Origin of the sequence: Mesorhizobium sp. M1B.F.Ca.ET.045.04.1.1 (assembly GCF_003952465.1) — a bacterium.
Taxonomy (GTDB): Bacteria; Pseudomonadota; Alphaproteobacteria; order Rhizobiales; family Rhizobiaceae; genus Mesorhizobium; species Mesorhizobium shonense.
The window spans coordinates 5010160-5035628 of sequence record NZ_CP034448.1; the positions used below are offsets into that span (position 1 = coordinate 5010160).

Below are 25469 nucleotides of genomic sequence, written 5' to 3' on the forward strand. Positions count from 1 at the left end.
TCAGGCTCGCTCGATCTTCAGCCAGCGGGCGCAGGCGAGATAGGCGATGGTGACGACGGCCATCAGGATGATCGACAGCGCCGAAGCCAGCGGGAAATCGCCGCGGCGGCCGATCTGCATCATCACCAGCTGCGGCATGACCAGCTCATTGTTGCCGCCGAGGATCTGCGGCGTGATGTAGTCGCCGACGCAGAGCACGAAGGTGAGGAAGGCGCCGACCATGATGCCGGGCAAGGTGAGCGGCAGCACGACATGCACGAAGGTGCGCACCGGTCCGGCGCCGAGGTCGGCGGCGGCCTTGCGGTAGCTCGGGCTGAGCTGCTTGAGGTTGGCGAAGATGGTCAGCGTCAGCAGCATGACGAAGAAGTGCACGAAGCCGGTGACGGTGGCGAAACGCGTGTTGGCGAGCTGCAGCGGCTCGTTAATGAGGCCGGTGCCAGTCAGCGCCCGGTTGACGACGCCGTTTTGTGCCAGCACCAGCAGCCAGGAATAGGAACGCACGACATAAGAGGTCCAGAACGGCAGCACGGCCAGCATCAGCGCCAGCCGCTGCCAGCGCTCCGGCACTTGTTCGGCGAGGATCCAGGCGAAGGGGTAGGCGAGCAGGATGGAGATCACGGTGACGATCGCCGTCACCTCCAGCGAATTCACCATCGCCCGCCAATAGGACGGGTCGGTGAAGAACTGGCTGTAATTGGCGAGCGTCCAGCCGCCGCCTTCATGCGCCGTCAGGCTCGAAAACCCCATGGCGATGAAGGGCAGCACGAAGAAGAGAAGCGTCCATGCCAGCGCCGGCGTGACCAGCGCCCAGGGCAGGGCACACCCTTTATTTCCCGAAGTGCCCACAGCGAACCCGTTACTGCGCCTGCAGCATTTCGGTCCACATGTCCTGCATCTTCTTGTCGAGATCAGTGTTCGGCGCCGGATAGGCCTGGGCGCGAGCGAGGAAGCCGGGCTGCTCGTCGAAGCGCAGGATCTTCTTCTGCTCGTCGCTCAGCGCCGCCTTGCTGTTCGCGGGCATGCCCCAGTAGCAGGAGGAGGTAGCTAGCCGCGCCTGGCCTTCCGGGCTCATGATGTACTGGATGAACTTCAGCGCCATGTCCTTGTTCTTGGAATCCTTGAACATGGCGAGCGACTGCGACCACAGCACCGCGCCTTCCTTCGGGATCGAGAAGTCGAGCGCCGGGTTTTCCTTGGCGAGCCCCGCTGTGACCCACTCGCCGCCGCCGACCAGGATGTCGACCTCGCCGGTGGCCAAAGCGGTCTGGCTGGCGGTGACTTCGCCGACCAGCTTGGCGTTGGCCTTCATCTTGAGGAGTTCCACCTTGAGGGCGGACAGGTCGGCCTCGGTGAGATCGGCGGTCTTCTTGCCGATGGCCAAAGCCGCCATGCCGATCACCGGCAGGTAATAGTCGTATATCGCGACCTTACCCTTGTATTTTTCGCTGGCGAGCGATGCCAGCGACTGCATGTCGGCCGGATCGACCTTGGTCTTGTTGAAGCCGATGGTGTTGTAGCCGAACTTTTCGGTGATGCCGTAGCGCTTGCCGTCGACGATGGTGGACTTGTCCATCTTCACTTCCGGGAAGAGGTCGCCGACAGGCAGCTTGTCCTCCGGCAGCGGCTCGAACAGGCCCTTTTCGACGCCGCGCGGCACGTCGATGGAATCGATCACCATCACGTCCCAGTCGCCGGGCTGCGATTGCTCGACGATTGCCAGGCCGGCGCCGGTGCCCTCGAACTCCTTGACGTTGACCTTGACGTTGTTGGCCTCCTCGAAGGGCTGCAGCAGCGCCGGATCGGCATGGTCGCACCAGATCAGCGCGTTGAGGTCGGCAGCCTGAGCGCTGCCGGCGGCCACGAGCAGCGCCGCGGCCGCGCATGCTGCGGCGAGGCGGGACTTCAGGGTGGAAAGCGGATTCCGGGCGTTGACGGTCATCGAGTGTTCTCCCTGCCTTGCTGGCTTGTTGGAGAAAACTTGAACCAATTCTAAAATTGAGTCAATTATGATTTTCTGGCAAAGAGGCGGATATGAGCGGATTGCGCGAAAGACAGAAGGCGGACCGGCACCGCCGCATCATCGATGCGGCGACGGCGCTGTTCCGCGACGCCGGCTATGAGGGCGCCAAGATCGAGGCCATCGCCGCACAGGCTGAGGTCTCGATCGGCACGATCTACAATTACTACCAGAACAAGGGCGACATCCTCGGCGCCATCGTTTCCATGGAAGTCAACGAGGTGCTGAATGCCGGGCGAGGGGTGGTCGCCGATCCGCCGGCCAATGTCGGCGATGCGCTGGATACGCTGATCGGCATCTATATCGAGCATTCGCTCAATTATCTGAGCAAGGAAATGTGGCGCCAGGCGATGGCGATCTCGACGCAGTTGCCCGACAGCCCGTTCGGCCAGGCCTACACGGCGCTCGACCGCGCGCTGACCGAACAGATCCGCGCCCTCATCGCCCGCCTGCAGGAGATCGACCTTGTGCGCGCCGACATCGACGGCCCGGCGGTGGGCGAGCTGATCTTCAACAACATGAACATGATGTTCATCGAGTTCGTGAAGCGCGACGAGGCGAAGATACCGGACCTGCGCGCCGCGATAAGACGGCAGAACCGGGTGCTGGTGGCGGCGATCGGGGTGTGACGACGCCAGGAGCGAGCACAAGAGCCGGCTTTCGGGAAAGCGCTGCCGGCCGCGCCTCTAACGGTTGATCAGCCATAGGATGGTCGAGACCACGACGCTGATCAGTATTCCCGTGGTGATCGGAACGTAGAGCCTGAAATTCTCGCGCTCGATCACGATATCACCAGGCAACCTGCCGAGGCCGATGCGGCTCACCCAGGGCCACAGCAGGCCTATGGCTACTATGCAGAGACCAACGACGATCAGTGTGCGCGACATGGCGGCATCCTGCCGGGAAGAGCTTCCTGGCAAAAATATAGTGACGACGGGTCTTGCAGGCAGGGCCAGGGTTCGAAGCCCGCTTCCGGCTTTTCGGTTATCTGGGCCACTCTCGCCACTTAGGCCGCGAAAGGCGCTTTTCCGCAAAACACGGCTGCTCTGGCGGCCGAACCTTTGGCATTTATCGGGAACAAGGGACTGGCGATGCCGGTTAATTGGATATGCCAACCAAGGTCAAAGAGATCCAGCGGAAGCCCGACCCGAAGAAGCCTCCTGTCCGTCGTCCCGACGAGGAAGCGTCGCCAGAGCCTGGGCACGCCGATCCGCCCCCACGAGACTGTCGGGAGGCACCGGTACCAAATCCCAACGGCGATACGAAATCCTAGACGGCGACATGTTGCCCAATGATGATGCCAACCATGCCGGAGGGGCCCAAATCTTTGACGAGATAGCGCTCTTCGAAGCATCGCCACGAATGCCGAGTGAGGGGTGGTCGCCAGCCCGCCGGCATGAACATGTGTTCATCGAACTCGTGAAGCGCGACGAGGGAAGATACCTGAGCTGCGCGCGGCGTTACGGCGGCGGAACCGGATTTTGGTGACGGCGATCGGGGTGAGAGGGTGTCTGGAGAGGGCGGGAGAAAATAGTCGTTTAATCGACTAACAAGGCGGTGCCGGCCACTTGCCTCTTGAGTTGAGATTGAAATCTGATACAACTTTTGAGAGCATATGGGAGGGAGTAAATGGGGGCGTTTTCTATTTGGCATTGGGCGATAGTGCTGCTGATTATCGGCGTGCCTGTTTTCTTTGCCGTTCGCTCGGCGACCAAGCCGTCACAGAATCCGGACAGTCTGGTTGGGTTTGGCGGTTGGCTTATGCTGCTAGCAATCGGTCAGGCTTTGTCACCGTTCCGCACACTGGGCGAGCTGTTCTCCTCGAGCGAGGGCTACCAACAGCTCATGCCGCTGGCCAATGGTCCTTTGGCCGTCTGTGGCGAAATCGTGCTGTTGTTGGCGTTTGCAGTGCTTCAGGTGGTTGTTCTCTTCGCAATGCTGCGGCGCAGCCCTAGCTTCAAGCGGCTGTTCCTCTATCAGTGGATTGCGATTCCCGTAGTGTTCATCCTCGACTCCGCTTGGACATCCACTATTCTCGGCGCTCCGATGAGCCGAGTCCTTGCCGGAAACGCACTGGTCGCCGCAATCGCGTCATTTGCTGTGACCGGGATTTGGGTTGCCTACGTCTACAAGTCCGTCAGGGTGCGGAACACCTTCGGCGGACTGGCGGTCGGTCAGGTTGCTGCTGCCTAGTAATGGGCTGCTCTAGCTGTTTGCAGGTAGCTTGTGCCGCTCCGCGGCGCTGAAATCGGATCGCCCTCAAATGTCGGACAGATTCACCACCTTCGTGTCGTGATGCCTACCTCTATCGGAGCAGACGAGGAGACGATCGGAAGTGCGCCTCGGGAGCTAAAATGGGGCTCGGAATTCGCGGTCACCCGAGAGGGAGGAGATTATGAAATACCTGGTAAATTGGAACGAGCGGCCACAGGGATCGGCGATTGAATACGAGAACGTCCAAAAGCGCATCCTGAAAATCTTCCAGCACTGGGAGATACCCAGCGAAGTCAAGGTGCATGCCTTCGTGGTGCGCGTGGGCGAATGGGGTGGTAGCATGCTCTGCGAGGCAGATGACCCGCTGGTAGTCCACAAAACGTGTTCGACCTTCCCGGCGCTCCAATTCGACGTCCATCAAGTCATCGACATTCAGGACGCGGTCCGCGTCGAGATGGAAGCTATCAAATGGCGGGATGAACTTCCCTCGTGAGCTGCCGCCGACAAGGCGACGCAATCGCAGCGCACGCTGCCGCTTACCCACCAGGAAACCCCGAAGAGTGAGGCGCGGACGCGCCTTCGTCTGTCGACTTTCTGTTGGCCCGCCATCCGAAGCTCGAAGAGCGAAGGATGGTGCCCCCGGCAGGGATCGAACCCGCGACCTTCGGTTTACAAAACCGCTGCTCTACCAGCTGAGCTACAAGGGCACGGCGCTCCGGTAGCACATTCCGTGCGCCAGTAAAGACAAAACTCCGTTTTGGGTTGCTAATAGACCGCGTGGCTTAGCCGGCATGGTGAAATGCGGCGCGTCGCCTCCTACATCTCTGTCAGGTGCAATTGCTCCGTAGGGGGTGTCGCATGATCAGATTCGTCATCATCCTGCCGCTCGTCGTCGTGACCTGGCTTCTCCTGGTGAAGGCCGTCAGCGATTTGAAGAAAGCCAATATCGACTGGACGGGCGTTGCCACCATCGTCGGCTTCATCGCGCTGGCCTTCTGGCTGCGACATATCACGGGGATGGGATGAAAGAGAGCGAATAGGAAGTAGCGAATAGGGTTCAGCGCATGCCGCCCTTTCCCTACTCGCTATTCGCTACTCCCTATTCGCTCAATTCCTCGAACCTTTTGCCGCTTCGCCGCGACTGATCTCCAGAGGCGAATGGTCGCCTCGATCAAGGATCCAGGAGATCATCATGTTGAGGCGTATGCTTACGTCCGGCCTCGTCGCCGTCTTCGTCGCCACCGGCGCGCTCGCCGCCACGGTCGAGACGTCCTCGGCTCACGGCAATCATCACCACCATCATCACCACAATCATCACAAGAAGCCTTGGTGGTGGTGGCACCACAACCATCACCACCATCACCACGGCAAGGTGATCATCTTCCTTTGACGAGAAGACCTTTTGCCTTCGGAGGGCGGCCATCGGGCCGCCCTTTTCGTTCGCCTATCGGAAGCGGCTATTTCTTCGGTTCTCAAAAAATCGGAAAAATCTTCGAACCTTTTTCCTGGGTCGGACGACAGATGATCAAGAGGCGGATGGATCGCCTCGGTCACGAAACCAAGGAGATCATCATGTTCAAGCGCACGCTCGTTTCGACCCTCATCGCAACCACCGTCGCCGCCGGCACCCTGGCGGGCACCGTCCAGCCCTCGGCCGCCCACGGCCATCATCACCGCCGCGAGCTCGGCGTCGGCATCGCCGCCGGCGTCGGCGGTTTCGTCCTGGGCAGCCTGCTCGCCCAGCAGCAGCCGCGCACCGTCTATGTCGAGGACGGCTACGATGGTTCCTGGCACGTTCGCCGCTGCCTCGCCCGCTATGCCAGCTACGATCCGGGCTCGGACACCTATATCGGCTACGACGGCTATCCGCACTATTGCCGCCTCTGAGAGGAGCCGGAACAACGAGGGGAAGAGGGGCTGCACGCAGCCCCTTTTTCGTCTTGAAACAAGTGTTTAGAGTTAAGTCTTCGGGCCAAGGTCGAGTATCGGCAATCCGGCCGTGCGGCAGGCTGCGCCGACGACAAGCCTGCCATTCGGCGACCCGTCGCCCATAGCGACGAGTTCGAAGCTGCTTCCGGCATCCGGGAAAATCTTGGCGATGAAAGGTTCGTCGCCGCCATAGGCACCTGAAGTGCTCCTAGCGTTGACAGTACCGCAGACCACGATCTCCTGGTGGCCGTTCAGCGCCCGCTCGCCGGCAAGCATCGTCCCGAATTTGGCGAAGGCAGGATCATGCAAGCGCTGGCGGATGCCGGTGGTGATGATCTCCTCCAGCGCAAGCGAAATCGGAATAGGATCGACGCGCTGACCGCCGGCATCGGGCTGAGGTGCCGCCGCCACGCATCCGCAAAGTGAGGCGGCGAGCAAAAGCTGAACCGTTTTCCGCATCCATGCCCTTTCGCACGCATTCTAATACCGCGGCAAGGCGGGCAAGGCTCAGCCGCTGCGCCCAGCTTGGCTGTGGTTTGGTCGGCCTTTGCCAAGCAGCCAATGGTGTACAGCGATTTTGCGAGCGTTTAATCTGGCTTTGACGCCAATCGAGGGGAGGGTGGCTTGGACGAGAAGGATCCGAAGGAAGACCTGATCGAGCCGGTTTTTCGCAACGGCACGGTCACCACTGTCGGTATCCTGCTGGCCTTCTCGCTGGGCTTCATCACGCATTGGGCGGCGAACCCGATCCCCTGGCAAACCTACCATCTGCTTGCCGTGGTGCCGATCCTCGTCGGCATCGCCCTGCAAATGCGGGCGCTGGCCATGCTGCTCGACACAAGATCGCTGCAGCGGCCGATCTATGCGCGCGCCAACCGGATCTTCATTGTCGGCCTGGTCTGCACCGCCTGCGGCGTTGGGCTGGCGATCCTGCTCGATTTCTTCGACATAGCGGCCAAAAGCGCCCTGCCGGGCGCGTCCTGATCAAGCCGTCACACCGCCAATCATCTTTGTCACTTCCGCCGCGGCCTCGCGTACCAGCGGGCCGATCTCGGCAAGACGTTCGGGCGTCACCCGAACGGTCGGGCCTGACACCGAAACGCCGCCGATCGGTTCGCCGAACTCGTTGAAGATGGCGGCGGCCACGCAGCGCATGCCGGGATGGCGTTCCTCGTCGTCGACCGACCAGCCGCGATGCTTGATGGTCGCGAGATCGTGGGCGAGGGCGGAAATATCGGACAGCGTCTTGTCGGTGTAGCGCTGCAGGCCTGCCTTGCGCAGGATGGCGGCCACTCGCTCGGGCTCGAGATGCGCCAGCACCGCCTTGCCGATGCCCGAAGCATGGAAGGAACTGCGCGTGCCCGGCCGGAAGAAGGCGCGGATCGCCTGGTGCGTCTCGACCTGGCTGACGAACACCACGCAATCGTCCTCGGCGACGCCGAGATTGGCGGTTTCGCCGGTCTTCTCCATCAGTTCCTGCATGACGATGCGGGCGCGGTCGACCAGCTTGCGGCGGCGCAGGAAAGCCGCTCCCATGCGGTAGGTCTCGACCCCGATCGACCATAGCTGGTCCGTCGTATCGAATTCGACCATGCCGTGGTTCTCCAGCGTCGTCAGCATGCGGTAGGCGGTGGAGGCCGCAATGCCGCTGCGCGCTGCGATCTCGCTCAAGGACAGGCCGCTCGCCTCGGCGACGATCGCCAGGATGCGAAGCGCCCGGTCGAGCGACTGCACCGAGGCCGCTTCCGACGGACCGTTGAAGGCGCGCGGCCGCCCGCGCTGGCGTTTCTCCGTGGTTTCCATGCGCGCGTACTCTGGCCGATTTCCCGCCAAGCGCAATGAAAAAGTTTTTCACTGATTTCCCAATGCGATTTTCTGGAAAACGAAAAGCGAAGCGGAATCAGAGAATAACAGCGCTTTTCTAGAAATGAAAAAATATTCTGAAAAAATTGAAAAATCCGGAGCGCACTGGCATTCTCAAGCCAACCAACGACGTGGAGGCTGGATATGGCCAGGATGCGCGCTGTCGACGCAGCGGTTCTCGTTCTCGAAAAAGAAGGCATCACCAACGCCTTCGGCGTGCCGGGCGCGGCGATCAACCCCCTCTATTCGGCGCTGAAGGCGAGGGGCACCATCCGCCATGTGCTTGCGCGCCATGTCGAGGGCGCCTCGCACATGGCTGAAGGTTTTACGCGGGCCAAGGCCGGCAATATCGGGCTGTGCATCGGCACATCCGGTCCGGCCGGCACCGATATGATCACCGGGCTCTATTCGGCCTCGGCGGATTCCATTCCGATCTTGTGCATAACTGGCCAAGCTCCCCGCGCGCGCCTCAACAAGGAGGATTTCCAGGCCGTCGACATTGCCGCGATCGCAGCACCCGTCGCCAAATGGGCGGTCACCGTCATGGAGCCCTATCTGGTGCCGATGGCGCTGCAGAAGGCGTTTCATCTGATGCGCTCCTCGCGGCCGGGCCCAGTGCTGATCGACCTGCCGCTCGACGTTCAGTTCGCCGAGATCGAGTTCGACATCGATGCCTATGAGCCGCTCGCTCCATTCAAGCCGGCGATGACGCGCGCCCAGGCCGAGAAAGCGCTTTCGATGCTCAACCAGGCGGAAAAGCCGCTGATCGTCGCCGGCGGCGGCATCATCAACGCCGATGCTTCCGATTTGCTGATCGAGTTCGCCGAAGTCACCGGCGTGCCGGTCATCCCGACGCTGATGGGCTGGGGCGCGATCCCCGACGACCACCGGCTGATGGCCGGCATGTGCGGCCTGCAGACCTCGCATCGCTACGGCAACGCGACGATGCTGGCTTCCGACTTCGTCTTCGGCATCGGCAACCGCTGGGCCAACCGCCACACCGGCTCCGTCGACGTCTACACCAAGGGGAAAAAATTCATCCATGTCGACATCGAGCCCACGCAGATCGGCCGCGTCTTTGCGCCCGACCTCGGCGTCGTCTCGGATGCGGGCGCTGCGCTGAAGATCCTGCTCGACGTCGCCACCGAATGGCGCACAGCCGGCAAGCTGCGCGACTGGTCGGGCTGGGCCAAGGAATGCCAGCAGCGCAAGAAGACCATGAAGCGCAAGACGCATTTCGAGCAGGTGCCGTTGAAGCCGCAGCGTGTCTATGAGGAGATGAACAAGGCTTTTGCCCGCGACACTACCTATGTCACGACGATCGGCCTGTCGCAGATCGCCGGCGCGCAGTTCCTGCATGTCTACAAGCCGCGCAACTGGATCAATTGCGGCCAGGCCGGCCCGCTCGGCTGGACACTGCCGGCAGCCCTCGGCGTGCGTGCCGCCGATCCGGATCGGGATATCGTGGCGCTCTCCGGCGACTACGACTTCCAGTTCATGATCGAGGAGCTGGCGGTCGGCGCCCAGCACAAGCTGCCCTATATCCACGTCGTCGTGAACAACGCCTATCTCGGCCTGATCCGCCAGGCGCAGCGCGGCTTCTCGATGGACTACGAGGTCAGCCTCGCCTTCGAGAACGTCAACCGCGCCGACGATCCCGAGGCCGGCTATGGTGTCGACCATGTCGCGGTCGCCGAGGCGATGGGCTGCAAGGCGGTGAGGGTGAGGAAGCCCGAAGAGTTCGCCGGCGCCTTCAAGGAAGCGCAGCGGCTGATGAAGGAGTACCAGGTTCCGGTGGTTCTCGAATTCATCCTCGAGCGCGTCACCAACATTTCCATGGGTGCCGAAATCGACAAGATCACGGAATTCGAGGAGCTTGCCGAAAGCCATGAGGATGCGCCGACAGCGATCGTGATGCTCGATTAAGTCCGGCGCAGAGAAGGAGAAAAAGAATGCCGCGTTTTTCAGCCAATCTTTCGATGCTCTTCGGCGAGCACGAGTTCCTCGACCGCTTCGATGCCGCCGCCCGCGCCGGCTTCAAGGGCGTCGAATATATCGGCCCTTACGACCATGCGCCGGATGTCGTAGCCGCGCGACTGAAGAAGAACGGCCTGACCCAGGTTCTCTTCAATCTGCCGGCGGGCGACTGGGCGAAGGGCGAGCGCGGCATCGCCGCGCTGCCCGACCGCGTGCCGGAATTCCGCCAGGGTGTCGCCAAGGCGATCGCTTACGCCCACGCGCTGGGCTGCGAGCGGATCAACTGCCTTGCCGGCATCGCGCCGCAGGGCGCGGATCGCACCGTGTTGGAAAACGTCTTTGCCGAGAACCTTGCCTTCGCGGCCGAGAAGCTGGAGCAGGCCGGCATCAGGCTGTTGATCGAGCCGATCAACACACGCGACATTCCGGGCTTCTTCCTGAACCATACCGACCATGCGCTGGCGCTGATCGACCGCATCGGTTCGAAGAACCTGTTCCTGCAATACGACATCTATCACATGCAGATCATGGAGGGGGATCTCGCCCGTACCATCGAGGCAAACCTCGGCCGCATCGCGCATATCCAGCTTGCGGACAATCCCGGTCGTAACGAGCCGGGGACGGGCGAGATCAACTATCCCTTCCTCTACGAGCACATCGACCGCCTCGGCTACTCCGGGTGGATCGGCGCCGAATACAAGCCGAAGGCCGGCACGGAGGCAGGGCTCGGCTGGTTCCGGGAATTTGCCGGGCAGGGGAGTGCGGCGGCTTAGGCGGATTTCCAACCACGGCCGGCGCTGCCCCTCACTCTTACCCTCTCCCCGTGAAGAACGGGGAGAGGGGATCGCCAGCGTTGCGGTCGTCCCCTTCTCCCCGTCACTATACGGGGAGAAGGTGCCGGCAGGCGGATGAGGGGCGGCGCCGACCTTCGATACATTTGAAGAAGGACGTTCAGGAGCAAAAATCATGGAAACCATAGGCTTCATCGGACTGGGCATCATGGGCGCGCCGATGGCGGGGCACCTGCTCAATGCCGGCTATCCGGTCGTCGCCAGTGACCATCGCTCGAAGCCGCCGGCCGATCTCGTCGCCAAAGGGCTGAAGACCGTGACCGGCAATGATGCCGTGGCCAAGGCTGCCGACATCATCATCACCATGGTTCCGGATACGCCGCAGGTGGCCGACGTGCTGTTCGGCGAGAATGGCGTCGCTTCGGGCCTGTCGAAGGGCAAGCTCGTCATCGACATGAGCTCGATCTCGCCGATCGAGACCAAGGAATTCGCGAAGAAGGTCAACAAGCTCGGCTGCGACTATCTCGACGCTCCGGTGTCGGGCGGCGAAGTCGGCGCCAAGGCGGCCTCGCTTACCATCATGGTCGGGGGCGAGGAAAAGCCCTTCGAGCGCGCCAGGCCGGTGTTCGAGAAGATGGGCAAGAACATCACTTTGGTTGGCCCGAACGGCGTCGGCCAGACCACCAAGGTCGCGAACCAGATCGTCGTCGCGCTGACCATCGAAGCCGTCGGCGAAGCGCTCGTCTTCGCCTCGAAGGCGGGCGCCGATCCGGCCAAGGTCAGGCAGGCGCTGATGGGCGGGCTCGCCGCCTCGCGCATTCTCGAAGTGCATGGCGAGCGCATGATCAAGCGCACCTTCGAGCCCGGCTTCCGCATCGAGCTGCACCAGAAGGACCTCAACCTGGCGTTGGAAGGCGCAAAGACGCTCGGCGTTTCGCTGCCCAACACCTCGACCACGCAGCAGCTGTTCAACTCCTGCGCCGCCAATGGCGGCGCCAAGGAAGATCATTCAGCGCTGGTCAGGGCGCTGGAGCGGATGGCGGGCCACGAAGTGGCGTAGAAGCGAATAGCGAATAGCGAGTAGCGAATAGGGGATTGAAGGCCCAAAGTCATCGTGTTCAGAATATTCGCTATTCGCTATTCGCCAGGAATTTCCTCGCCGCATAAAGGCTCACAGCCGCCGCGTTCGACACGTTGAGCGAGCGGATGGCGCCGGGCATGTCGAGACGGGCGAGCGCGGCGACGGTCTCGCGCGTCTTCTGGCGTAAGCCTTTGCCTTCGGCACCCAGCACCAGGGCGATCTTGTCGCCAGCGAATGTTTTCTCCAACTCCGCCGGCCCGTCGGAATCGAGCCCAATCGTCTGGAAGCCGGCCTCGTGCAATTGGCCGAGCGCATCGGCCAGGTTCTTCACCTCGATCTGGTCGATATGCTCGAGCGCGCCGGAGGCGGATTTCGCCAGTACGCCCGATTCCTGCGGGCTGTGGCGCGCCGTGGTGATCAGCGCGCCGGCGCCGAAGGCAACAGCCGAGCGCAGGATCGCGCCGACATTGTGCGGATCGGTCACCTGGTCGAGCACAAGAACGAGCCTGGTGTCGCCGAGCGCGTCGAGGCGCTTAGGCTTGAGTGGCTCGGCCTCGATCAGCACGCCCTGATGCACGGCGTCTGAGCCGGTGATCCTGTCGATGTCCTTCGGCTCGACCAGCTCGGTCTTGAAGGGCAGGGCGGAGAGATCGCCGATCGCCAAGCGCTCGGCGGCGTTTCGCGTCACCAGCATTTTCTTGATCTTGCGCCGCCGATTGTCGAGCGCCGCCCGCACCGTGTGCAGGCCATAGAGCCGCACCAACCCCTCGGCGGGTCCTTCACCCGGCGGCACCGGCTGGCGCGGCCGGAATGCGGGCGCGCCGCCGGCCTTCTGGTCGCGATGCGCGCGCCTAAGTTTGGCGTAGTGGGTATCCTTTGGCGTACCCGGCTTGTTGCTTTTGTTGTCGCTCATGCGGCTTCTATAGCCGTCCCGTCCGGCTAAGGATACCGGCTGCGAAAATGAATGCCGAACATCCTCGAAAAACCCTGGCCACGCCGGTTGACACCCACCGGCCTTGCCGCCATAAGGCGCTTCGCTGATTTCGGAGAAGATCCTTACTCGGGCTCCGGATCGGCATGAATGCCTCGTTGCATGGCTCCGGCGGCAGACTGGAGAGGTGCCCGAGTGGTTAAAGGGGACGGACTGTAAATCCGTTGGCTTAGCCTACGTTGGTTCGAATCCAACCCTCTCCACCACTGCCGGCCCGGAAGCCCTGAAACGAAAAGTCTCGGACCGAAAGTGCATGGCGCTTTTTGGGTGAATCCGGTACTTCAGTGTAAGGCGCGGGTATAGCTCAGTGGTAGAGCAGCAGCCTTCCAAGCTGAATATGCGGGTTCGATTCCCGCTACCCGCTCCAGATTTCAGTTAGCATCGCTGATCGCACGAAAATGCCACGCGCCGTAGCGCGCAGCGCATTCGCTTGCGGTCTCCCGAGGCGAAGGCGGGTCCATGCCGGATCGCAGCCGCTGGCGTCGAGCAATGTCTTCGTCGAGGTTGCTCTCCTGGCGCCAGCCGGCAAAGGGAAGGCCGACCGCCCCAGGAGAGGTCGGGTCACGGCTTCGGGCGGTAGCGCAGGTGGGTGACGTACGGCGACTGGACCGCCCCCAACTGCTCCAGCTCGATATGTTTTACGCCGAGGTGCTCGAAAAGGCGCGTGCCGGAACCGAGCATCACGGGCGCGATCTGCACCCGGATCTCGTCGACGAGCCCGGCCTTGAGGAAGTGCTGGGACACCTCGGCGCCCATCAGTCGCACCACCGTGTCCCCGGCCGCGGCGACGGCCTGCGCGTAAGCGTCCTTCACGTCGGTGACGAAGGTGAACGTGCCACTCTTCTCGACCCGCGGCTCCAGCGGGGCGTGGGTGAGCACGAAGCACGGGGTCGCGAACGGCGTGTCGTTCCACACCCCGTAGCCGACGTCGAAAGTGCGCCGGCCCAGCACCACCGCGCCCGTCGCCTCGTGGCTGTCGCTCTCGGCTTTGGCATCGACCGGGCTGGACGAGCTGTTAGACAGCCACTCGTGCAGCCGCAGGCCGCCCTCACCCATTGGGTGCGCGACGCTGACGTTGGGGCCGGCCATGAAACCGTCCAGCGATATGGTGGCGTCAATGAGCACTTGTGTCATCGGCTATCTTCATCGCAGGGCCGACGCGCTCCAGCGCGTCCGATGGGAACTAGCTAGCTATGGTCGCGGTAATCCTGAAATTCGCCATGTCGTGAGTTTGGGATTTCTGCGACATTCGCTGATCTGCACTGGCCGGAGGAAATCTAGTCTACCACCGCGCCGCCGGTGAGATTGATGACGGCCCCGGTCATTGACGCCGCATGCGGTGAGGCAGCGAATACGGCGGCATTCGCCACCTGATCAAGAGTGGGAAGCTGCCTTAGCATCGTTCCCGCCGCTACTCCCTCCATCATCTCCTCGAGGCTGATGCCTGCGCTTCGGGCGACAGGCTCGAACACATCGCGGGAGTGAGATCCCATGGCCGCAGCCTCTGGAATTGCGTGCGACCGTATGCACACGACCCGGACACCGGCCGGAGCGAGTTCTGCGGCCAGCAGCCGTGTCATGCCCTCCGTGGCGGCACAGGAAACTCCGTAGCCGAGAAATCCTGTGCCGGGCATTCGAGCGCCCGGTGTCGATGGCATCATGATAACGCCCGAGCCCCGAGACGCCATGTGCGGCGTCACGGCTCGGGCAGTGATGAAGTATGCCGTCGCGTAGGCCGTGATCGGATGAAGGAAGTCTGCTGCCGACAAATCTTTGAGAAGGATGCCCTGCACATGATTTATGCCAAGTCCATTGAACGCGATGTCAATCCCGCCCGCCTTGGCAGCAACCCGCGCTGAATGCAGTGCGACCTCCTTCTCGTTGAGGGCGTCGATGACAGAAACCTCGGCGCGACCGCCTACGCTACGAATGTCATCTGCGACCGCATCCAGCTTTTCCTTTGTTCGGCCAGCGAGGAAAAGTTCGGCTCCTTCTTTCGCAAAAGCGCGTGCAACTGCCCCGCCTATCGCGCCGCCACCGCCGTAGACGATCGCCACCTTGTTTTGCAGCATCATTGTTCACCTCGAAAACCGATTGCATTTCGCAATTGGTTTCCTGTACCGTCAGTGATACGAAAATGCAATCGGTTTTCGAGGTGAAGAGGGAATGAGCATTCCCCTTTTGGTCCCTGCCGCCTAGCTGTTGAAGGCCGAAGCGACCTGATGGTTCTGCGGGATCTGGCCGTTCGGCGTCAGCTTGTCGACGATACCGGGCAGCGCCGCGGACAATTGCTGCAGCAGCTCCTGTTCGTTCAAACCCGTCCGCTGCGCGATCTCGCGGATGACCTGCGGGCCGATCGCTGCGCCAAGGTCGTTGGCGTTGATCGGCTGGTTCTGGCCGGTGCCGACCCAGGAATCGGCAACGCCGCCATGCCCGGCATCCTTGAGCTTGTCGAGCAGCCCTCCCAGTCCGCCGAGCAGGCCGCCATCGGCGGAGGTTCCGGTTCCGGCGGGAGTCGGTACCGGGGCTTGAGGTTCGGCCGGCTGTTCCTCGCTCCTGCCGCTCAGCATTTTGCCGACCAGCAGCGCACCGAGAGCGATCATCAGCGGTTTGGTGATGTTGCCGCCGGGGACGGCGTTGTCAAAAAGGCCCATCGTGGATCTCCTATCAAGTCCGCCCCGGCGCCAGAATGGCGCAACCGGGGGGAATTTCAAGCTGTCTTGAGCTTTTGACAATCATATGAAAATGATTGTCATGGCGGGGATTGGAGGGAAAAAATGGGCATCATCAGCTGGATCATTCTCGGCGTCGTCGCCGGCTTCATCGGCAGCAAGATCGTCAACAAGACCGGCCAGGGCATGATAATGGACATTGTGCTCGGCATCGTCGGCGCCATCGTCGGCGGGGTGATCTTCAGCGCCTTTGGCGCATCGGGCGTCACCGGCCTCAACATCTGGAGCCTGATCGTCGCCGTCATCGGCTCGGTCGTCGTGCTGTGGGCCTATCACCAGTTCTCCGGCAAGCGCACGCTGTAACCGGATAGGCTCACAGCCCTTCCGGCTGCGGGCGATCGTGATGTTTTGGCCCGGTCGCGGCGCGATCGTATGGCGGCGCATTGGCCAGCGATCCCTGCCCGGCGTCCGCTGGAAGCCGGTAGAGCGCCAGGCTCCGCGGACAGGGCAGCCTCAGGCGACCACCGCCAGCCGCCGACGCCTTTCGTCGAGCGAGACGATGGCAAGGCCGCTGCCGATCACCAAGAGGATGCCGAAGACCGCGAGCGCATTCGGGAATTGGCCGAAGACCAGCAGGCCGGAAATCACCGCCCAGACGGTGAAGCAGTAGTAGAAGGGCGCCACCGCGCTTGTCGGTCCGACGCGATAGGCCATGAAGATGAAGAAATGGCCGAAGATCAGGAACAGGCCGGCGCCGGCTATGAGCAGCAGGTGGCGACCCTCCGGCACCACCCACTGCTCGGAAACGACGTGCGCGATCCCTGAGCCGATCAGCACCACCAGGACAGCAGAGATGGCGACGATCATGCCGGGCACCTCGGCGCCCACCTTGCGTCCGGCGAGGTCGCGCGCCGCGGCCATGGCCGCGTTGCCGAGCGCCAGCAAGGCATAGATGGAAATACCTTGCATCGTCGGCTGCGCGACCATGACGGCGCCGACAAAGCCGAGGCCGATCAGCGCCATGCGCGCGGCGCCGATCTTCTCGCCGAACAGGATCGAGGATCCGACCAACACGATAAGCGGCGTGATCTGCCCGAGCGCCGTCGAATCGGCGATCTGCATGTTGGCCAAGGCAACGACGTAGCAAAGGATCGCGGCCAGTTCGCAAACGTTCCGGCGCAGCACCTTGCGCTCGAATAGCAGCGGGATCTGCCTGCCGTAGCCCAGCATGAAAAGCAGCGGCATGCCCCATAGCGTCGCGGCCGCGCCGCGCAGCAGAAGCACCTCATAAGGCGGCAGTCCTGCGGTCGCGAGCTTCATCATCGTGTCGTTGACGAGGTAGGACCCCGTCGAGACGATCATGAACAGCGGACCGCGGATATTTGCCGGAATGAACTGCATTTGCCGAAGAAATCAGAGGCGCGTCGCGGCGGCAATGGGCCAGTTCCGGTCGATCTTGCTGCTATCCGCGGGAAGCTGTTGATGAGGAGCCGAGGCGTTGAACCACGCCCATTTGAATTCGTCTGCGGCAATCCTATATCCGCGCCATATCCTGAAATCGGATCATAGGTTCGGGTCGAGCGCCAGAACGCTCAGCCACAAGGCACTTGTGTTTTGCGGCCGTTGTCGCTAATCGCCCCGCATTCGACTGAACTGAAGGTCAAAGGCCGCCCAAGGAAAGAGACTATGGCAAAAGGTAAATTCGAGCGCACCAAGCCGCATGTGAACATTGGCACGATCGGCCACGTCGATCATGGCAAGACGTCGCTGACGGCGGCGATCACGAAGTATTTTGGCGAATACAAGCGCTATGACCAGATCGACGCGGCGCCCGAAGAGAAGGCGCGCGGCATCACGATCTCGACGGCGCATGTCGAGTACGAGACGGCCAACCGTCACTATGCCCACGTCGACTGCCCCGGCCACGCCGACTATGTGAAGAACATGATCACGGGTGCCGCCCAGATGGACGGCGCGATCCTGGTGGTTTCGGCCGCCGACGGCCCGATGCCGCAGACCCGCGAGCACATCCTCTTGGCCCGTCAGGTCGGCGTGCCCTCGATCGTGGTGTTCCTGAACAAGGTCGACCAGGTCGACGACGCCGAGCTTCTGGAGCTGGTCGAGCTCGAGGTTCGCGAGCTGTTGACCAAGAACGAGTTCCCCGGCGACGACATTCCGATCGTCAAGGGCTCGGCGCTGGCCGCGCTTGAGGACTCCAACAAGACCATCGGCGAGGACGCCATCCGCGAGCTGATGGCTCAGGTCGACGCCTACATCCCGACGCCGGTTCGTCCGCTGGACAAGCCGTTCCTGATGCCGATCGAGGACGTGTTCTCGATCTCGGGCCGCGGCACGGTGGTGACCGGGCGCGTCGAGCGCGGCGTGGTCAAGGTCGGCGAAGAGCTGGAGATCGTCGGCATCCGTCCGACGGCCAAGACGACCTGCACGGGCGTCGAGATGTTCCGCAAGCTGCTCGACCAGGGCCAGGCCGGCGACAACATCGGCGCGCTGCTGCGCGGCATCGACCGCGAGGGTGTGGAGCGCGGCCAGGTTCTGGCCAAGCCGGGCTCGGTGAAGCCGCACAAGAAGTTCGTTGCCGAAGCCTACATCCTGACCAAGGACGAGGGCGGCCGTCACACGCCGTTCTTCACCAACTACCGTCCGCAGTTCTACTTCCGCACCACCGACGTGACGGGCATCGTGACGCTGCCGGCCGGCACCGAGATGGTGATGCCCGGCGACAACATCACCGTCGACGTCGAGCTGATCGTGCCGATCGCCATGGAAGAGAAGCTGCGCTTCGCCATCCGTGAAGGCGGCCGCACCGTCGGTGCCGGCATCGTCGTCACCATCAAGGAATAATCGATCCGGCATTCGCCGGTTCGAAAGGAAAGGGCGGTCTTCGGGCCGCCCTTTTTCGTTTCCGGCGCTCCGCAGGCCAAGTGTTGCGCCACGTCTTTCAAAGCTGTTTGCAAGCGGCATCGCCCCAACTAGTATGGGTTGTACCCGTGGGGGCTTCGCAAGCGTGGTTTCGGAACGCCGTTCAGACAGCATTCGGTGGTGGCGCGGGCTCTTCCGTCTGGGGTTGGTCGCCGCGATCGGCTTGGCCAGCTTCGTCGTGGAGGCCAAGGAACAGGCGCCCGATCTCGGTCCGACGATGCACTTTGCCGTGGTACGCAGCAGCGCGCAGGGCTGCGAGCCCAATTGCCCGGAATGGATTTCGGCGGAAGGCACCATCGAGGCCGGCACGCCGGCGCTGTTCAGGCACCTCTTGAAGACGCTCGGCGGCCGGCAGTTGCCGGTCGTGGTCAATTCTCCGGGCGGCAATGTCGATGCCGCGATTCAGCTCGGCCGCATGATCCGCAAGAACAAGCTCGACATCGCCGTGGGCACGACGGAGTTTTCCGGCTGCTCGCCGGAGATGAAGAACTGCCAGGACGATGACAGCAAGGCCGCGCCCTATCTCGGCATCGCCTATGACAGCGGCGCCATGTGCAACTCGGCCTGTCCGCTGATGTTTTCCGGAGGCATGCGCCGCGTCGTCGGCGAGTGGGCCTTTCTTGGCGTCCATCAGATCACCACGACCTATCACCGGGAAAAGCTGCTCTACCGCACCACCTACAGAATTGTGAACGGCAAGAAGAAGGTCATCAGCACCAAGATCGTCAGCCGCAAGAATGCAGGCAGCTACAAGACCTATGAGATGAGCAAGGCGGTCGAGAAACGGCTGTCCGGCTATCTGAGGGAAATGGGCGTCGAGCAGGGCGTGCTGGACGTGATGAAGGCGACGCCAGCAACCGACATAAGGCAGATAGAGCCCGAGGATATGCTGGAGATGAAGCTCGTCACCAGCCTCGATACGCTCGACCTTCTAACCGGGAAGACCATTTGCCAACGCAGTCCCGTGCCGGCGAACTGCAGGGAAACACCGGCGGACGGCAACGCCAAGCCGGCCGAGGTTGCAACCGTCGAGGTCAAGCCGACTTCTCCTCAATCGGTAGAGGCTGCACCATCCTTCAAGCCGGAACAGGAGATGCGCTTCGTGCTGGTTCGCGGCAGCAACCCGCTCTGCAATCCCGACTGCCCGGAATGGATTTCGGCGGAAGGGACGATTGCCGCCGGCACGCCGGACAGGCTGCGCGAGCTGCTCGATACGGCCGGCGGACGCCGGCTGCCCGTCGTGGTCAACTCGCCGGGCGGCGACGTGCAGGGCGCGCTTGCCGCCGGCCGGCTGATCCGCGAGCGCGGATTGGATGTCGCGGTCGCCCGCACCGACTTTCTCGATTGCGATCCGGGCGCCGCGGGGTGCGCCGCCAAGGACGGCTTCCACACCGGGCTCACCGTCGATGCCGGCGCCGAATGTGACTCGGCGTGCGCCGTGATGATCGCCGGCGGCTCCAGGCGCCTCGTCGGCGCCAGCGCGCATCTCAGCCTGCATTCGCTGGGGATGGCGGACAAGGTCATGGCGTATCTCGACGAGATGGCGGTCGGGTCGGCCCTGTTCTCGACCATGCAGTCGGTGCTCTATTCGAGCCACCGCGAGCTCAGCCAGGACGAGATGCAAAAATTCGGACTGACGACCGGACGCCAATCTGTGGACGCGCTCACGGGCGCCACCATCTGCAAGTCGTCGCCCAAGCCCGACAATTGCCGTGTTCTGCCGTCCGCCAATGCCGAGGCGGAGGCGCCGGCGAAGCTGTAAGCGCGGATGCGCCAGCTGGCCATCGAGGCAGGTTGAGCCGGGGAGGGCTTGCGTTATCCTCCGCGGCCTGTCGAGGCGGATAGGCTCGAGGAGGACCAGCGATGAGCGAGGATATCCCGACTTTGTTCGAATGGGCCGGCGGCGCGGAAGCGCTCAACCGGCTGACGCAGACCTTTTACGACAAGGTGGCCCTGGACCCGATCGTCGGTCCGGTGTTCAGGCATATGTCGCCGGATCATCCCGCGCATGTCGCCGCCTTCATCGGCGAGGTTTTTGGCGGACCGAAGACCTACAGCGAAAAGCATGGCGGCCACCGCGAGATGGTCATGCATCATCTCGGCAAGCACCTGAGCGAGGACCAGCGGCGGCGCTGGATCAATCTCCTGGCCGATGCCGCGGACGCGGTCGGCCTGCCCGACGATCCCGAATTCCGTTCAGCCTTCATGGGCTATGTCGAATGGGGATCGCGGCTGGCGAAGATGAATTCCAATCTCGGCGAGACCTGCGACCCGGAGACCGAGCCGATGCCGGCCTGGGGCTGGGGCGTACCTGGCGGGCCATACAAGCCGCCGGCGGGGAAATCGTAGCGGAAGATGCTGGGTTTCTGCAAAATTACGAGAAGATGACGCCGCAAAGACACGGCACGGTCCCCGCATCAATGCGGGGCGGCCTTGCATGCTGATCGCCCATCTCCCTTCGGGCTATATTCTGGGAAAATTCGCGCGAAGACGGTGGCGGGATGAGCCTGGCATCGTGACTGCTGCAATGCTCGGCAGCGTCATCCCGGACATCGACATGCTCTATTTCCATCTGATCGATTTCGGTCGCATTCACCACCACGCCTACATCACGCATTGGCCGTTGTTCTGGGCAGCGATTGGGTCCGTAAGCCTGTCGGTCGGCCGGTTGCTCGGTTCATTGCATCTGCCATTGATCGCCGTCTTATTTGCTGGAGCCATGCTGCACATGGCGCTCGACACGGTGGTATCGCCGCTCATGTGGCTGGCGCCCTTCAGCCATCATCCTTTTGAGATCGTGATCGTTCCGGCCAGATACGGGAACTGGGTGCTGAGCTTCGTTCTGAACTGGACTTTTGGGCTTGAGCTCGTGATTTGCATCTGGGCCTTGTGGCTTGGATGGCAGCGACCGCCACTTCCGGTCGACACGCCTCAAAAGGGCACTTGAGTTCTCATCAGCTTTGTGAAATAGCAGCGCCCGTATACGGGCATAGCTCAGTTGGTAGAGCGGCGGTCTCCAAAACCGCAGGTCGTAGGTTCGAGCCCTGCTGCCCGTGCCATCCCCCAAGTGCCGGTTGCTTCGCCGTTGAAAACAGGCGGGTGGCTTGCCATATAGGGAAAACTGGGGCATAAGGCCTCGCATAGCCGGAACGGAACGACTGGATGGTTCCGAGGCGGCGCTCGAACATAAAGCGGAACACTTGCCACTTGCGTGGACCAAGAATCGGTTTTATGTAGACTGAACAGACACGCGACGCGTGGAGCTGGGAAGCCGGCTTTACGCGTCTGATTTGCGTGGGCGAAATGGTGGCGCTGATTCGGCGCCGGCACGAAGCCCAGGCGGCACGTCCCGGCCAGCGGGATCATCCAGGAGGCCCGGCCAACGGGTCTCGAAGACAGGCGGCACATGGCTTCGAAAACCACTAATCCTTTCACCTTTCTCCAGCAGGTTCGTGCGGAGACGGCCAAGGTGACATGGCCCTCGCGCCGCGAGACCATGATCTCGACGGTGATGGTCCTGGTGTTCGCGGTCATCGCCATGATCTTCTTTTTCGCCGCCGACATAGCCATGGGCTATGCGATCGAGTGGATATTGGGCCTCGGACATTAAGTTCGGCGATTACGGAGAGGTCGTGAAATGACTGCGCGGTGGTACATCGTCCACGCTTATTCGAACTTCGAAAAGAAGGTCGCCGAGGACATCGAGAACAAGGCCAAGCAGAAGGGCCTGTCCGGCGAGATCGAGCAGATCGTCGTGCCGACCGAGAAGGTCGTCGAGATCCGCCGCGGCCGCAAGGTCGATGCCGAGCGCAAGTTCTTCCCGGGCTATGTGCTTCTGAAGGCCAACCTGACGGACGCCGTGTTCTCGCTGGTCAAGAACACGCCGAAAGTCACCGGCTTCCTCGGCGACTCCAAGCCGGTGCCGATCACCGAGACCGAGGCGCAGCGCATCCTGAACCAGGTTCAGGAAGGCGTCGAGCGGCCGAAGCCGTCGGTCACCTTCGAGATCGGCGAGGCGATCCGCGTGTCGGACGGTCCGTTCGCGTCGTTCAACGGCTTCGTCCAGGAAGTGGACGAGGAGCGGGCGCGCCTCAAGGTGGAAGTTTCGATCTTCGGGCGCGCGGTGCCCGTCGATCTGGAATTCGGACAGGTCGAAAAGGGCTGATCCGAAGATCCCTCAGTCGACAGGCAAAAGGGGTCGGCGGCGCGAAGCAAAGCGCTGCCATCAACGGGTGGGAGGCGAAAGCGGCTTAGCCGGCCGCGGGAACCGCACCACCAGACTGCAACCGCCGGCATTTCCCAGATGGTGGGGCCGGCATGAGAAAAGGCAGGAATAGAGATGGCTAAGAAAGTTGCAGGCCAGCTCAAGCTCCAGGTTGCCGCGGGCTCAGCCACGCCGTCGCCCCCGATCGGCCCGGCGCTTGGTCAGCGCGGCATCAACATCATGGAGTTCTGCAAGGCGTTCAACGCGCAGACCCAGGAGCTGGAGAAGGGCTCGCCCATCCCGGTCGTCATCACCTACTACCAGGACAAGTCGTTCACCTTCGTCATGAAGACGCCGCCGGTGAGCTACTTCCTGAAAAAGGCCGCCAATCTGAAGTCGGGCTCGAAGGAGCCGGGCAAGGTGAAGGCCGGCACGATCTCGCGCGACAAGGTGCGCCAGATCGCCGAGCAGAAGATGAAGGACCTGAACGCAAACGACGTCGAGGCGGCCATGCGCATGGTCGAGGGTTCCGCCCGCTCGATGGGCCTGGAAGTGGTGGGCTAAGATCATGGCAAAGATTGCAAAGCGAGTTGCCAAGAGTCGCGAAGGCATCGATCCGAACAAGGCTTACGCCCTCAACGAGGCGCTGCAGCTGCTCAAGGACCGGTCCACGGTGAAGTTCGACGAGACCGTCGAGATTTCGATGAACCTCGGCGTCGATCCCCGCCATGCCGACCAGATGGTCCGCGGCGTGGTCAACCTGCCGAACGGCACCGGCCGCTCGGTTCGCGTCGCGGTGTTCGCGCGCGGCGACAAGGCCGAGGAAGCCAAGGCCGCCGGCGCCGATATCGTTGGCGCCGAGGACCTTGTCGAGATCGTCCAGAAGGGCACGATCGACTTCGATCGCTGCATCGCCACCCCGGACATGATGCCGCTGGTCGGCCGTCTGGGTAAGGTGCTCGGCCCGCGCGGCATGATGCCGAACCCGAAGGTCGGCACCGTGACCCCCGATGTCGCGGCCGCCGTCAAGGCTTCGAAGGGCGGCGCCGTCGAGTTCCGCGTCGAGAAGGCCGGCATCGTCCAGGCCGGCGTCGGCAAGGTCTCGTTCGACGTCAAGGCGCTGGAAGAAAATGTCCGGGCCTTCGCCGATGCGGTGAACAAGGCAAAGCCCGCCGGCGCTAAGGGCAACTACGTCAAGAAGGTGTCGGTCACCTCGACGATGGGCCCCGGCCTCAAGCTCGACATCGCGACGCTCGCCGCGTCGTAAGTGTCGCCTGACCGGCTTCGGCCGGTCGCTAGAGCATGATCCCGAAAAGTGGGAACCGGTTTTCGGAAAAGATCATGCTCCAACAAAGAAGAATTCCGGACCGCCGATCCGTCGGCGGCCCGGTACCCCGGAAGCCGAAAGGTTTCCGGATATCCTGTCCGAGATTGCAGGCGGCCCAAAAGCCTTAATTCGCATGGGCCTGCATGAGACGGGTGAAGACCCGACAAAGGAGCGACAAGCTCCAATGAAAGGTTCGAACCGTGTTTGCCTTTTGTCAGCGCATCGCCGGCTTGGCCGTAGGTGTGGCGAAAGGGGGCAGGATCCTCGAGCGCCGTTCGGGAGATCCATTTTTTGGATGGCCCGGCCGGCAAAAGGCAACCCGACTTCTGACCTCGTGAATGAGGCAGGGGTCAACTGGAGATAGGCAGTGGACAGAGCGGAAAAACGCGAACTCGTCACGGGCCTGAACGAAGCGTTCTCGAGCGCGGGTTCAGTCGTCGTGGCCCACTACGCCGGTATCACCGTCGCGCAAATGAACGACCTTCGGTCGAAGATGCGCGCCGCCGGTGGCACCGTCAAAGTCGCGAAGAACCGTCTCGCCAAGATCGCTCTTCAGGGCACGGACTCCGCATCGATCATCGATCTGTTCAAGGGACAGACGCTGGTCGCTTATTCGGAGGATCCGGTTGCGGCGCCGAAGGTCGCGTCCGATTTCGCCAAGGGGAATGACAAGCTGGTCATTCTCGGCGGCGCGATGGGCTCGACCTCGCTCGATGCCGACGGTGTGAAGGCACTCGCCACACTTCCGTCGCTCGACGAGCTGCGCGCCAAGCTGGTTGGCATGATCGCCACGCCGGCAACCCGGATCGCCCAGATCGTCAATGCGCCCGCGGCTTCGGTCGCGCGTGTCATCGGCGCTTACGCCCGGAAGGACGAGGCGGCATGAGGCCGTTCCTCGCTGTCAACAACACACGTTCGAACCTAGTAAAGGAATATACAAATGGCTGATCTCGCGAAGATCGTAGATGACCTTTCGAAGCTGACCGTCCTCGAGGCGGCCGAGCTGTCGAAGCTCCTGGAAGAGAAGTGGGGCGTTTCGGCCGCCGCTCCGGTGGCTGTTGCCGCTGCTGCTGGTGGTGCTGGCGCTGCTGCCGCTCCGGCCGAAGAGAAGACGGAATTCGACGTCGTTCTCGCCGACGCCGGCGCCCAGAAGATCAACGTCATCAAGGAAGTCCGCGCCATCACCGGCCTCGGCCTCAAGGAAGCCAAGGACCTGGTCGAAGCGGCTCCGAAGCCGGTCAAGGAAGGCGTTTCCAAGGCCGACGCCGACAAGTTCAAGGCTCAGCTGGAAGCAGCTGGCGCCAAGGTCGAGCTGAAGTAACAGGCGAGGGCGGACGGTCTCGCGCCGTCCGCCCCCCTCCCTTGACGAAGGGAGGCATGCGTTGCGCGAGGCGTTTGAAAACCTCTTTCCTGAGGGCCGGAAGCGGCCTTCAGGAAACGGGTTTTCTCCCGTTTTAGCCGGC

General features: G+C 62.4%; 31 protein-coding genes and 4 tRNA genes. 24 read left to right on the forward strand and 11 right to left on the reverse strand.

Annotated features, from left to right (window positions below):
- Both EJ071_RS24715 and EJ071_RS24720 read right to left on the reverse strand, forming a co-directional pair.
- Positions 1-846, reverse strand: coding sequence for an ABC transporter permease (locus EJ071_RS24715; RefSeq protein ID WP_126100207.1), 846 nt, complete (start codon positions 844-846; stop codon positions 1-3).
- Positions 847-856: 10 nt separating this feature from the next.
- Positions 857-1939: a spermidine/putrescine ABC transporter substrate-binding protein gene (locus EJ071_RS24720; RefSeq protein WP_126100208.1), complete on the reverse strand. Its 1083-nt coding sequence runs from the start codon at positions 1937-1939 to the stop codon at positions 857-859.
- A 92-nt stretch (positions 1940-2031) separates the two neighbouring features.
- Between EJ071_RS24720 and EJ071_RS24725 the strand changes: the two genes are divergently transcribed.
- Positions 2032-2646 (forward strand): TetR/AcrR family transcriptional regulator, encoded by a 615-nt coding sequence (locus EJ071_RS24725; RefSeq protein WP_126100209.1) that lies wholly within the window; start codon positions 2032-2034, stop codon positions 2644-2646.
- A gap of 57 nt (positions 2647-2703) precedes the next feature.
- On the opposite strand, the gene EJ071_RS24730 is transcribed toward EJ071_RS24725, so the two are convergent.
- Positions 2704-2904 (reverse strand): DUF2905 domain-containing protein, encoded by a 201-nt coding sequence (locus EJ071_RS24730; protein WP_126100210.1) that lies wholly within the window; start codon positions 2902-2904, stop codon positions 2704-2706.
- Between the two features lie 742 nt (positions 2905-3646).
- On the opposite strand from EJ071_RS24730, the gene EJ071_RS24735 reads away from it, so the two are divergent.
- On the forward strand, positions 3647-4210 hold the full coding sequence (locus EJ071_RS24735) for a DUF2569 family protein (protein ID WP_126100211.1): 564 nt from the start codon (positions 3647-3649) through the stop codon (positions 4208-4210).
- Positions 4211-4412: 202 nt separating this feature from the next.
- Positions 4413-4724, forward strand: coding sequence for a DUF3303 family protein (locus EJ071_RS24740; RefSeq protein ID WP_126100212.1), 312 nt, complete (start codon positions 4413-4415; stop codon positions 4722-4724).
- Positions 4725-4862: 138 nt separating this feature from the next.
- On the opposite strand, the gene EJ071_RS24745 is transcribed toward EJ071_RS24740, so the two are convergent.
- Positions 4863-4938 (reverse strand) — tRNA-Thr (locus EJ071_RS24745).
- A gap of 151 nt (positions 4939-5089) precedes the next feature.
- Between EJ071_RS24745 and EJ071_RS24750 the strand changes: the two genes are divergently transcribed.
- From EJ071_RS24750 to EJ071_RS24760, 3 genes are all read left to right on the forward strand, one after another.
- Complete coding sequence (locus tag EJ071_RS24750) at positions 5090-5257, forward strand: hypothetical protein (protein WP_126100213.1); 168 nt, start codon at positions 5090-5092, stop codon at positions 5255-5257.
- 166 nt (positions 5258-5423) lie between these two features.
- Entirely contained in the window at positions 5424-5621 is a 198-nt protein-coding gene (locus EJ071_RS24755) for a hypothetical protein (RefSeq protein ID WP_126100214.1), read from the forward strand.
- A 182-nt stretch (positions 5622-5803) separates the two neighbouring features.
- Positions 5804-6118: a BA14K family protein gene (locus tag EJ071_RS24760; RefSeq protein ID WP_126102711.1), complete on the forward strand. Its 315-nt coding sequence runs from the start codon at positions 5804-5806 to the stop codon at positions 6116-6118.
- 72 nt (positions 6119-6190) lie between these two features.
- Here EJ071_RS24760 and EJ071_RS24765 read toward each other — a convergent pair whose 3' ends face one another.
- Positions 6191-6619 (reverse strand): hypothetical protein, encoded by a 429-nt coding sequence (locus EJ071_RS24765; protein WP_126100215.1) that lies wholly within the window; start codon positions 6617-6619, stop codon positions 6191-6193.
- Between the two features lie 165 nt (positions 6620-6784).
- On the opposite strand from EJ071_RS24765, the gene EJ071_RS24770 reads away from it, so the two are divergent.
- The gene (locus EJ071_RS24770; RefSeq protein ID WP_126100216.1) at positions 6785-7144 is read left to right on the forward strand and encodes a hypothetical protein; all 360 of its coding nucleotides are present in this window, start codon (positions 6785-6787) and stop codon (positions 7142-7144) included.
- Here the strand turns inward: EJ071_RS24770 and bhcR are convergent, their stop codons facing one another.
- Complete coding sequence (bhcR, locus tag EJ071_RS24775; RefSeq protein ID WP_126100217.1) at positions 7145-7963, reverse strand: HTH-type transcriptional regulator BhcR; 819 nt, start codon at positions 7961-7963, stop codon at positions 7145-7147.
- A gap of 204 nt (positions 7964-8167) precedes the next feature.
- Between bhcR and gcl the strand changes: the two genes are divergently transcribed.
- From gcl to EJ071_RS24790, 3 genes are all read left to right on the forward strand, one after another.
- Entirely contained in the window at positions 8168-9949 is a 1782-nt protein-coding gene (gcl, locus tag EJ071_RS24780) for a glyoxylate carboligase (RefSeq protein ID WP_126100218.1), read from the forward strand.
- Positions 9950-9975: 26 nt separating this feature from the next.
- Positions 9976-10773: a 2-oxo-tetronate isomerase gene (gene otnI / locus EJ071_RS24785; protein WP_126100219.1), complete on the forward strand. Its 798-nt coding sequence runs from the start codon at positions 9976-9978 to the stop codon at positions 10771-10773.
- A gap of 193 nt (positions 10774-10966) precedes the next feature.
- Positions 10967-11851: a 2-hydroxy-3-oxopropionate reductase gene (locus EJ071_RS24790; protein ID WP_126100220.1), complete on the forward strand. Its 885-nt coding sequence runs from the start codon at positions 10967-10969 to the stop codon at positions 11849-11851.
- 70 nt (positions 11852-11921) lie between these two features.
- On the opposite strand, the gene EJ071_RS24795 is transcribed toward EJ071_RS24790, so the two are convergent.
- Positions 11922-12785 carry an RNA methyltransferase gene (locus tag EJ071_RS24795; RefSeq protein ID WP_126100221.1) on the reverse strand — a complete coding sequence of 288 codons (864 nt, stop codon included), beginning with the start codon at positions 12783-12785 and terminating at the stop codon, positions 11922-11924.
- Between the two features lie 199 nt (positions 12786-12984).
- Here EJ071_RS24795 and EJ071_RS24800 point away from each other — a divergent pair.
- Together EJ071_RS24800 and EJ071_RS24805 are read left to right on the forward strand one after the other, a co-directional pair.
- A tRNA-Tyr gene (locus tag EJ071_RS24800) sits at positions 12985-13069 on the forward strand.
- Positions 13070-13156: 87 nt separating this feature from the next.
- Positions 13157-13230 (forward strand) — tRNA-Gly (locus EJ071_RS24805).
- Between the two features lie 194 nt (positions 13231-13424).
- On the opposite strand, the gene EJ071_RS24810 is transcribed toward EJ071_RS24805, so the two are convergent.
- The 3 genes from EJ071_RS24810 to EJ071_RS24820 all read right to left on the reverse strand — a co-directional run bounded on the left by EJ071_RS24810 (position 13425) and on the right by EJ071_RS24820 (position 15517).
- Positions 13425-13997, reverse strand: coding sequence for a dihydrofolate reductase family protein (locus EJ071_RS24810; protein WP_126100222.1), 573 nt, complete (start codon positions 13995-13997; stop codon positions 13425-13427).
- 143 nt (positions 13998-14140) lie between these two features.
- The gene (locus EJ071_RS24815; protein WP_126100223.1) at positions 14141-14938 is read right to left on the reverse strand and encodes an SDR family oxidoreductase; all 798 of its coding nucleotides are present in this window, start codon (positions 14936-14938) and stop codon (positions 14141-14143) included.
- 120 nt (positions 14939-15058) lie between these two features.
- Entirely contained in the window at positions 15059-15517 is a 459-nt protein-coding gene (locus EJ071_RS24820) for a YidB family protein (RefSeq protein ID WP_126100224.1), read from the reverse strand.
- A gap of 123 nt (positions 15518-15640) precedes the next feature.
- Here EJ071_RS24820 and EJ071_RS24825 point away from each other — a divergent pair, with 123 nt between their 5' ends.
- The gene (locus EJ071_RS24825) at positions 15641-15898 is read left to right on the forward strand and encodes a GlsB/YeaQ/YmgE family stress response membrane protein (protein WP_059184786.1); all 258 of its coding nucleotides are present in this window, start codon (positions 15641-15643) and stop codon (positions 15896-15898) included.
- A 150-nt stretch (positions 15899-16048) separates the two neighbouring features.
- Here the strand turns inward: EJ071_RS24825 and EJ071_RS24830 are convergent, their stop codons facing one another.
- Complete coding sequence (locus EJ071_RS24830) at positions 16049-16936, reverse strand: DMT family transporter (RefSeq protein WP_126100225.1); 888 nt, start codon at positions 16934-16936, stop codon at positions 16049-16051.
- 285 nt (positions 16937-17221) lie between these two features.
- Here EJ071_RS24830 and tuf point away from each other — a divergent pair, with 285 nt between their 5' ends.
- The 11 genes from tuf to rplL all read left to right on the forward strand — a co-directional run bounded on the left by tuf (position 17222) and on the right by rplL (position 25327).
- Positions 17222-18397 carry an elongation factor Tu gene (gene tuf, locus EJ071_RS24835; protein WP_066989565.1) on the forward strand — a complete coding sequence of 392 codons (1176 nt, stop codon included), beginning with the start codon at positions 17222-17224 and terminating at the stop codon, positions 18395-18397.
- A 295-nt stretch (positions 18398-18692) separates the two neighbouring features.
- The gene (locus EJ071_RS24840) at positions 18693-20237 is read left to right on the forward strand and encodes a hypothetical protein (protein ID WP_126102712.1); all 1545 of its coding nucleotides are present in this window, start codon (positions 18693-18695) and stop codon (positions 20235-20237) included.
- A gap of 101 nt (positions 20238-20338) precedes the next feature.
- Positions 20339-20824, forward strand: coding sequence for a group II truncated hemoglobin (locus tag EJ071_RS24845; RefSeq protein WP_126100226.1), 486 nt, complete (start codon positions 20339-20341; stop codon positions 20822-20824).
- 88 nt (positions 20825-20912) lie between these two features.
- A complete protein-coding gene (locus EJ071_RS24850; RefSeq protein ID WP_126100227.1) occupies positions 20913-21422 on the forward strand; it encodes a metal-dependent hydrolase in 510 nt (169 codons plus the stop codon).
- A gap of 36 nt (positions 21423-21458) precedes the next feature.
- Positions 21459-21534: transfer RNA gene (locus EJ071_RS24855), tRNA-Trp, on the forward strand.
- A 347-nt stretch (positions 21535-21881) separates the two neighbouring features.
- Entirely contained in the window at positions 21882-22085 is a 204-nt protein-coding gene (gene secE, locus EJ071_RS24860) for a preprotein translocase subunit SecE (RefSeq protein WP_040974128.1), read from the forward strand.
- A 27-nt stretch (positions 22086-22112) separates the two neighbouring features.
- On the forward strand, positions 22113-22640 hold the full coding sequence (gene nusG, locus EJ071_RS24865) for a transcription termination/antitermination protein NusG (RefSeq protein ID WP_059189556.1): 528 nt from the start codon (positions 22113-22115) through the stop codon (positions 22638-22640).
- Between the two features lie 174 nt (positions 22641-22814).
- The gene (gene rplK, locus EJ071_RS24870) at positions 22815-23243 is read left to right on the forward strand and encodes a 50S ribosomal protein L11 (RefSeq protein WP_059189557.1); all 429 of its coding nucleotides are present in this window, start codon (positions 22815-22817) and stop codon (positions 23241-23243) included.
- Between the two features lie 4 nt (positions 23244-23247).
- A complete protein-coding gene (gene rplA, locus EJ071_RS24875) occupies positions 23248-23946 on the forward strand; it encodes a 50S ribosomal protein L1 (RefSeq protein ID WP_126100228.1) in 699 nt (232 codons plus the stop codon).
- A gap of 427 nt (positions 23947-24373) precedes the next feature.
- Complete coding sequence (gene rplJ / locus EJ071_RS24880) at positions 24374-24892, forward strand: 50S ribosomal protein L10 (RefSeq protein WP_126100229.1); 519 nt, start codon at positions 24374-24376, stop codon at positions 24890-24892.
- Between the two features lie 54 nt (positions 24893-24946).
- Positions 24947-25327 (forward strand): 50S ribosomal protein L7/L12, encoded by a 381-nt coding sequence (rplL, locus tag EJ071_RS24885; RefSeq protein WP_126100230.1) that lies wholly within the window; start codon positions 24947-24949, stop codon positions 25325-25327.
- Positions 25328-25469: the final 142 nt, after the last annotated feature.

What these genes read in the sequence shown, in the direction of transcription:
- EJ071_RS24720 (WP_126100208.1), bottom strand. Translation starts at nt 1,939, where the DNA reads ATGACCGTCAACGCCCGGAATCCGCTTTCCACCCTGAAGTCCCGCCTC.
- EJ071_RS24725 (WP_126100209.1), top strand. Translation starts at nt 2,032, where the DNA reads ATGAGCGGATTGCGCGAAAGACAGAAGGCGGACCGGCACCGCCGCATC.
- EJ071_RS24730 (WP_126100210.1), bottom strand. Translation starts at nt 2,904, where the DNA reads ATGTCGCGCACACTGATCGTCGTTGGTCTCTGCATAGTAGCCATAGGC.
- EJ071_RS24735 (WP_126100211.1), top strand. Translation starts at nt 3,647, where the DNA reads ATGGGGGCGTTTTCTATTTGGCATTGGGCGATAGTGCTGCTGATTATC.
- EJ071_RS24740 (WP_126100212.1), top strand. Translation starts at nt 4,413, where the DNA reads ATGAAATACCTGGTAAATTGGAACGAGCGGCCACAGGGATCGGCGATT.
- EJ071_RS24750 (WP_126100213.1), top strand. Translation starts at nt 5,090, where the DNA reads ATGATCAGATTCGTCATCATCCTGCCGCTCGTCGTCGTGACCTGGCTT.
- EJ071_RS24755 (WP_126100214.1), top strand. Translation starts at nt 5,424, where the DNA reads ATGTTGAGGCGTATGCTTACGTCCGGCCTCGTCGCCGTCTTCGTCGCC.
- EJ071_RS24760 (WP_126102711.1), top strand. Translation starts at nt 5,804, where the DNA reads ATGTTCAAGCGCACGCTCGTTTCGACCCTCATCGCAACCACCGTCGCC.
- EJ071_RS24765 (WP_126100215.1), bottom strand. Translation starts at nt 6,619, where the DNA reads ATGCGGAAAACGGTTCAGCTTTTGCTCGCCGCCTCACTTTGCGGATGC.
- bhcR (WP_126100217.1), bottom strand. Translation starts at nt 7,963, where the DNA reads ATGGAAACCACGGAGAAACGCCAGCGCGGGCGGCCGCGCGCCTTCAAC.
- gcl (WP_126100218.1), top strand. Translation starts at nt 8,168, where the DNA reads ATGGCCAGGATGCGCGCTGTCGACGCAGCGGTTCTCGTTCTCGAAAAA.
- otnI (WP_126100219.1), top strand. Translation starts at nt 9,976, where the DNA reads ATGCCGCGTTTTTCAGCCAATCTTTCGATGCTCTTCGGCGAGCACGAG.
- EJ071_RS24790 (WP_126100220.1), top strand. Translation starts at nt 10,967, where the DNA reads ATGGAAACCATAGGCTTCATCGGACTGGGCATCATGGGCGCGCCGATG.
- EJ071_RS24795 (WP_126100221.1), bottom strand. Translation starts at nt 12,785, where the DNA reads ATGAGCGACAACAAAAGCAACAAGCCGGGTACGCCAAAGGATACCCAC.
- EJ071_RS24810 (WP_126100222.1), bottom strand. Translation starts at nt 13,997, where the DNA reads ATGACACAAGTGCTCATTGACGCCACCATATCGCTGGACGGTTTCATG.
- EJ071_RS24815 (WP_126100223.1), bottom strand. Translation starts at nt 14,938, where the DNA reads ATGATGCTGCAAAACAAGGTGGCGATCGTCTACGGCGGTGGCGGCGCG.
- EJ071_RS24820 (WP_126100224.1), bottom strand. Translation starts at nt 15,517, where the DNA reads ATGGGCCTTTTTGACAACGCCGTCCCCGGCGGCAACATCACCAAACCG.
- EJ071_RS24825 (WP_059184786.1), top strand. Translation starts at nt 15,641, where the DNA reads ATGGGCATCATCAGCTGGATCATTCTCGGCGTCGTCGCCGGCTTCATC.
- EJ071_RS24830 (WP_126100225.1), bottom strand. Translation starts at nt 16,936, where the DNA reads ATGCAGTTCATTCCGGCAAATATCCGCGGTCCGCTGTTCATGATCGTC.
- tuf (WP_066989565.1), top strand. Translation starts at nt 17,222, where the DNA reads ATGGCAAAAGGTAAATTCGAGCGCACCAAGCCGCATGTGAACATTGGC.
- EJ071_RS24840 (WP_126102712.1), top strand. Translation starts at nt 18,693, where the DNA reads ATGCACTTTGCCGTGGTACGCAGCAGCGCGCAGGGCTGCGAGCCCAAT.
- EJ071_RS24845 (WP_126100226.1), top strand. Translation starts at nt 20,339, where the DNA reads ATGAGCGAGGATATCCCGACTTTGTTCGAATGGGCCGGCGGCGCGGAA.
- EJ071_RS24850 (WP_126100227.1), top strand. Translation starts at nt 20,913, where the DNA reads ATGCTGATCGCCCATCTCCCTTCGGGCTATATTCTGGGAAAATTCGCG.
- secE (WP_040974128.1), top strand. Translation starts at nt 21,882, where the DNA reads ATGGCTTCGAAAACCACTAATCCTTTCACCTTTCTCCAGCAGGTTCGT.
- nusG (WP_059189556.1), top strand. Translation starts at nt 22,113, where the DNA reads ATGACTGCGCGGTGGTACATCGTCCACGCTTATTCGAACTTCGAAAAG.
- rplK (WP_059189557.1), top strand. Translation starts at nt 22,815, where the DNA reads ATGGCTAAGAAAGTTGCAGGCCAGCTCAAGCTCCAGGTTGCCGCGGGC.
- rplA (WP_126100228.1), top strand. Translation starts at nt 23,248, where the DNA reads ATGGCAAAGATTGCAAAGCGAGTTGCCAAGAGTCGCGAAGGCATCGAT.
- rplL (WP_126100230.1), top strand. Translation starts at nt 24,947, where the DNA reads ATGGCTGATCTCGCGAAGATCGTAGATGACCTTTCGAAGCTGACCGTC.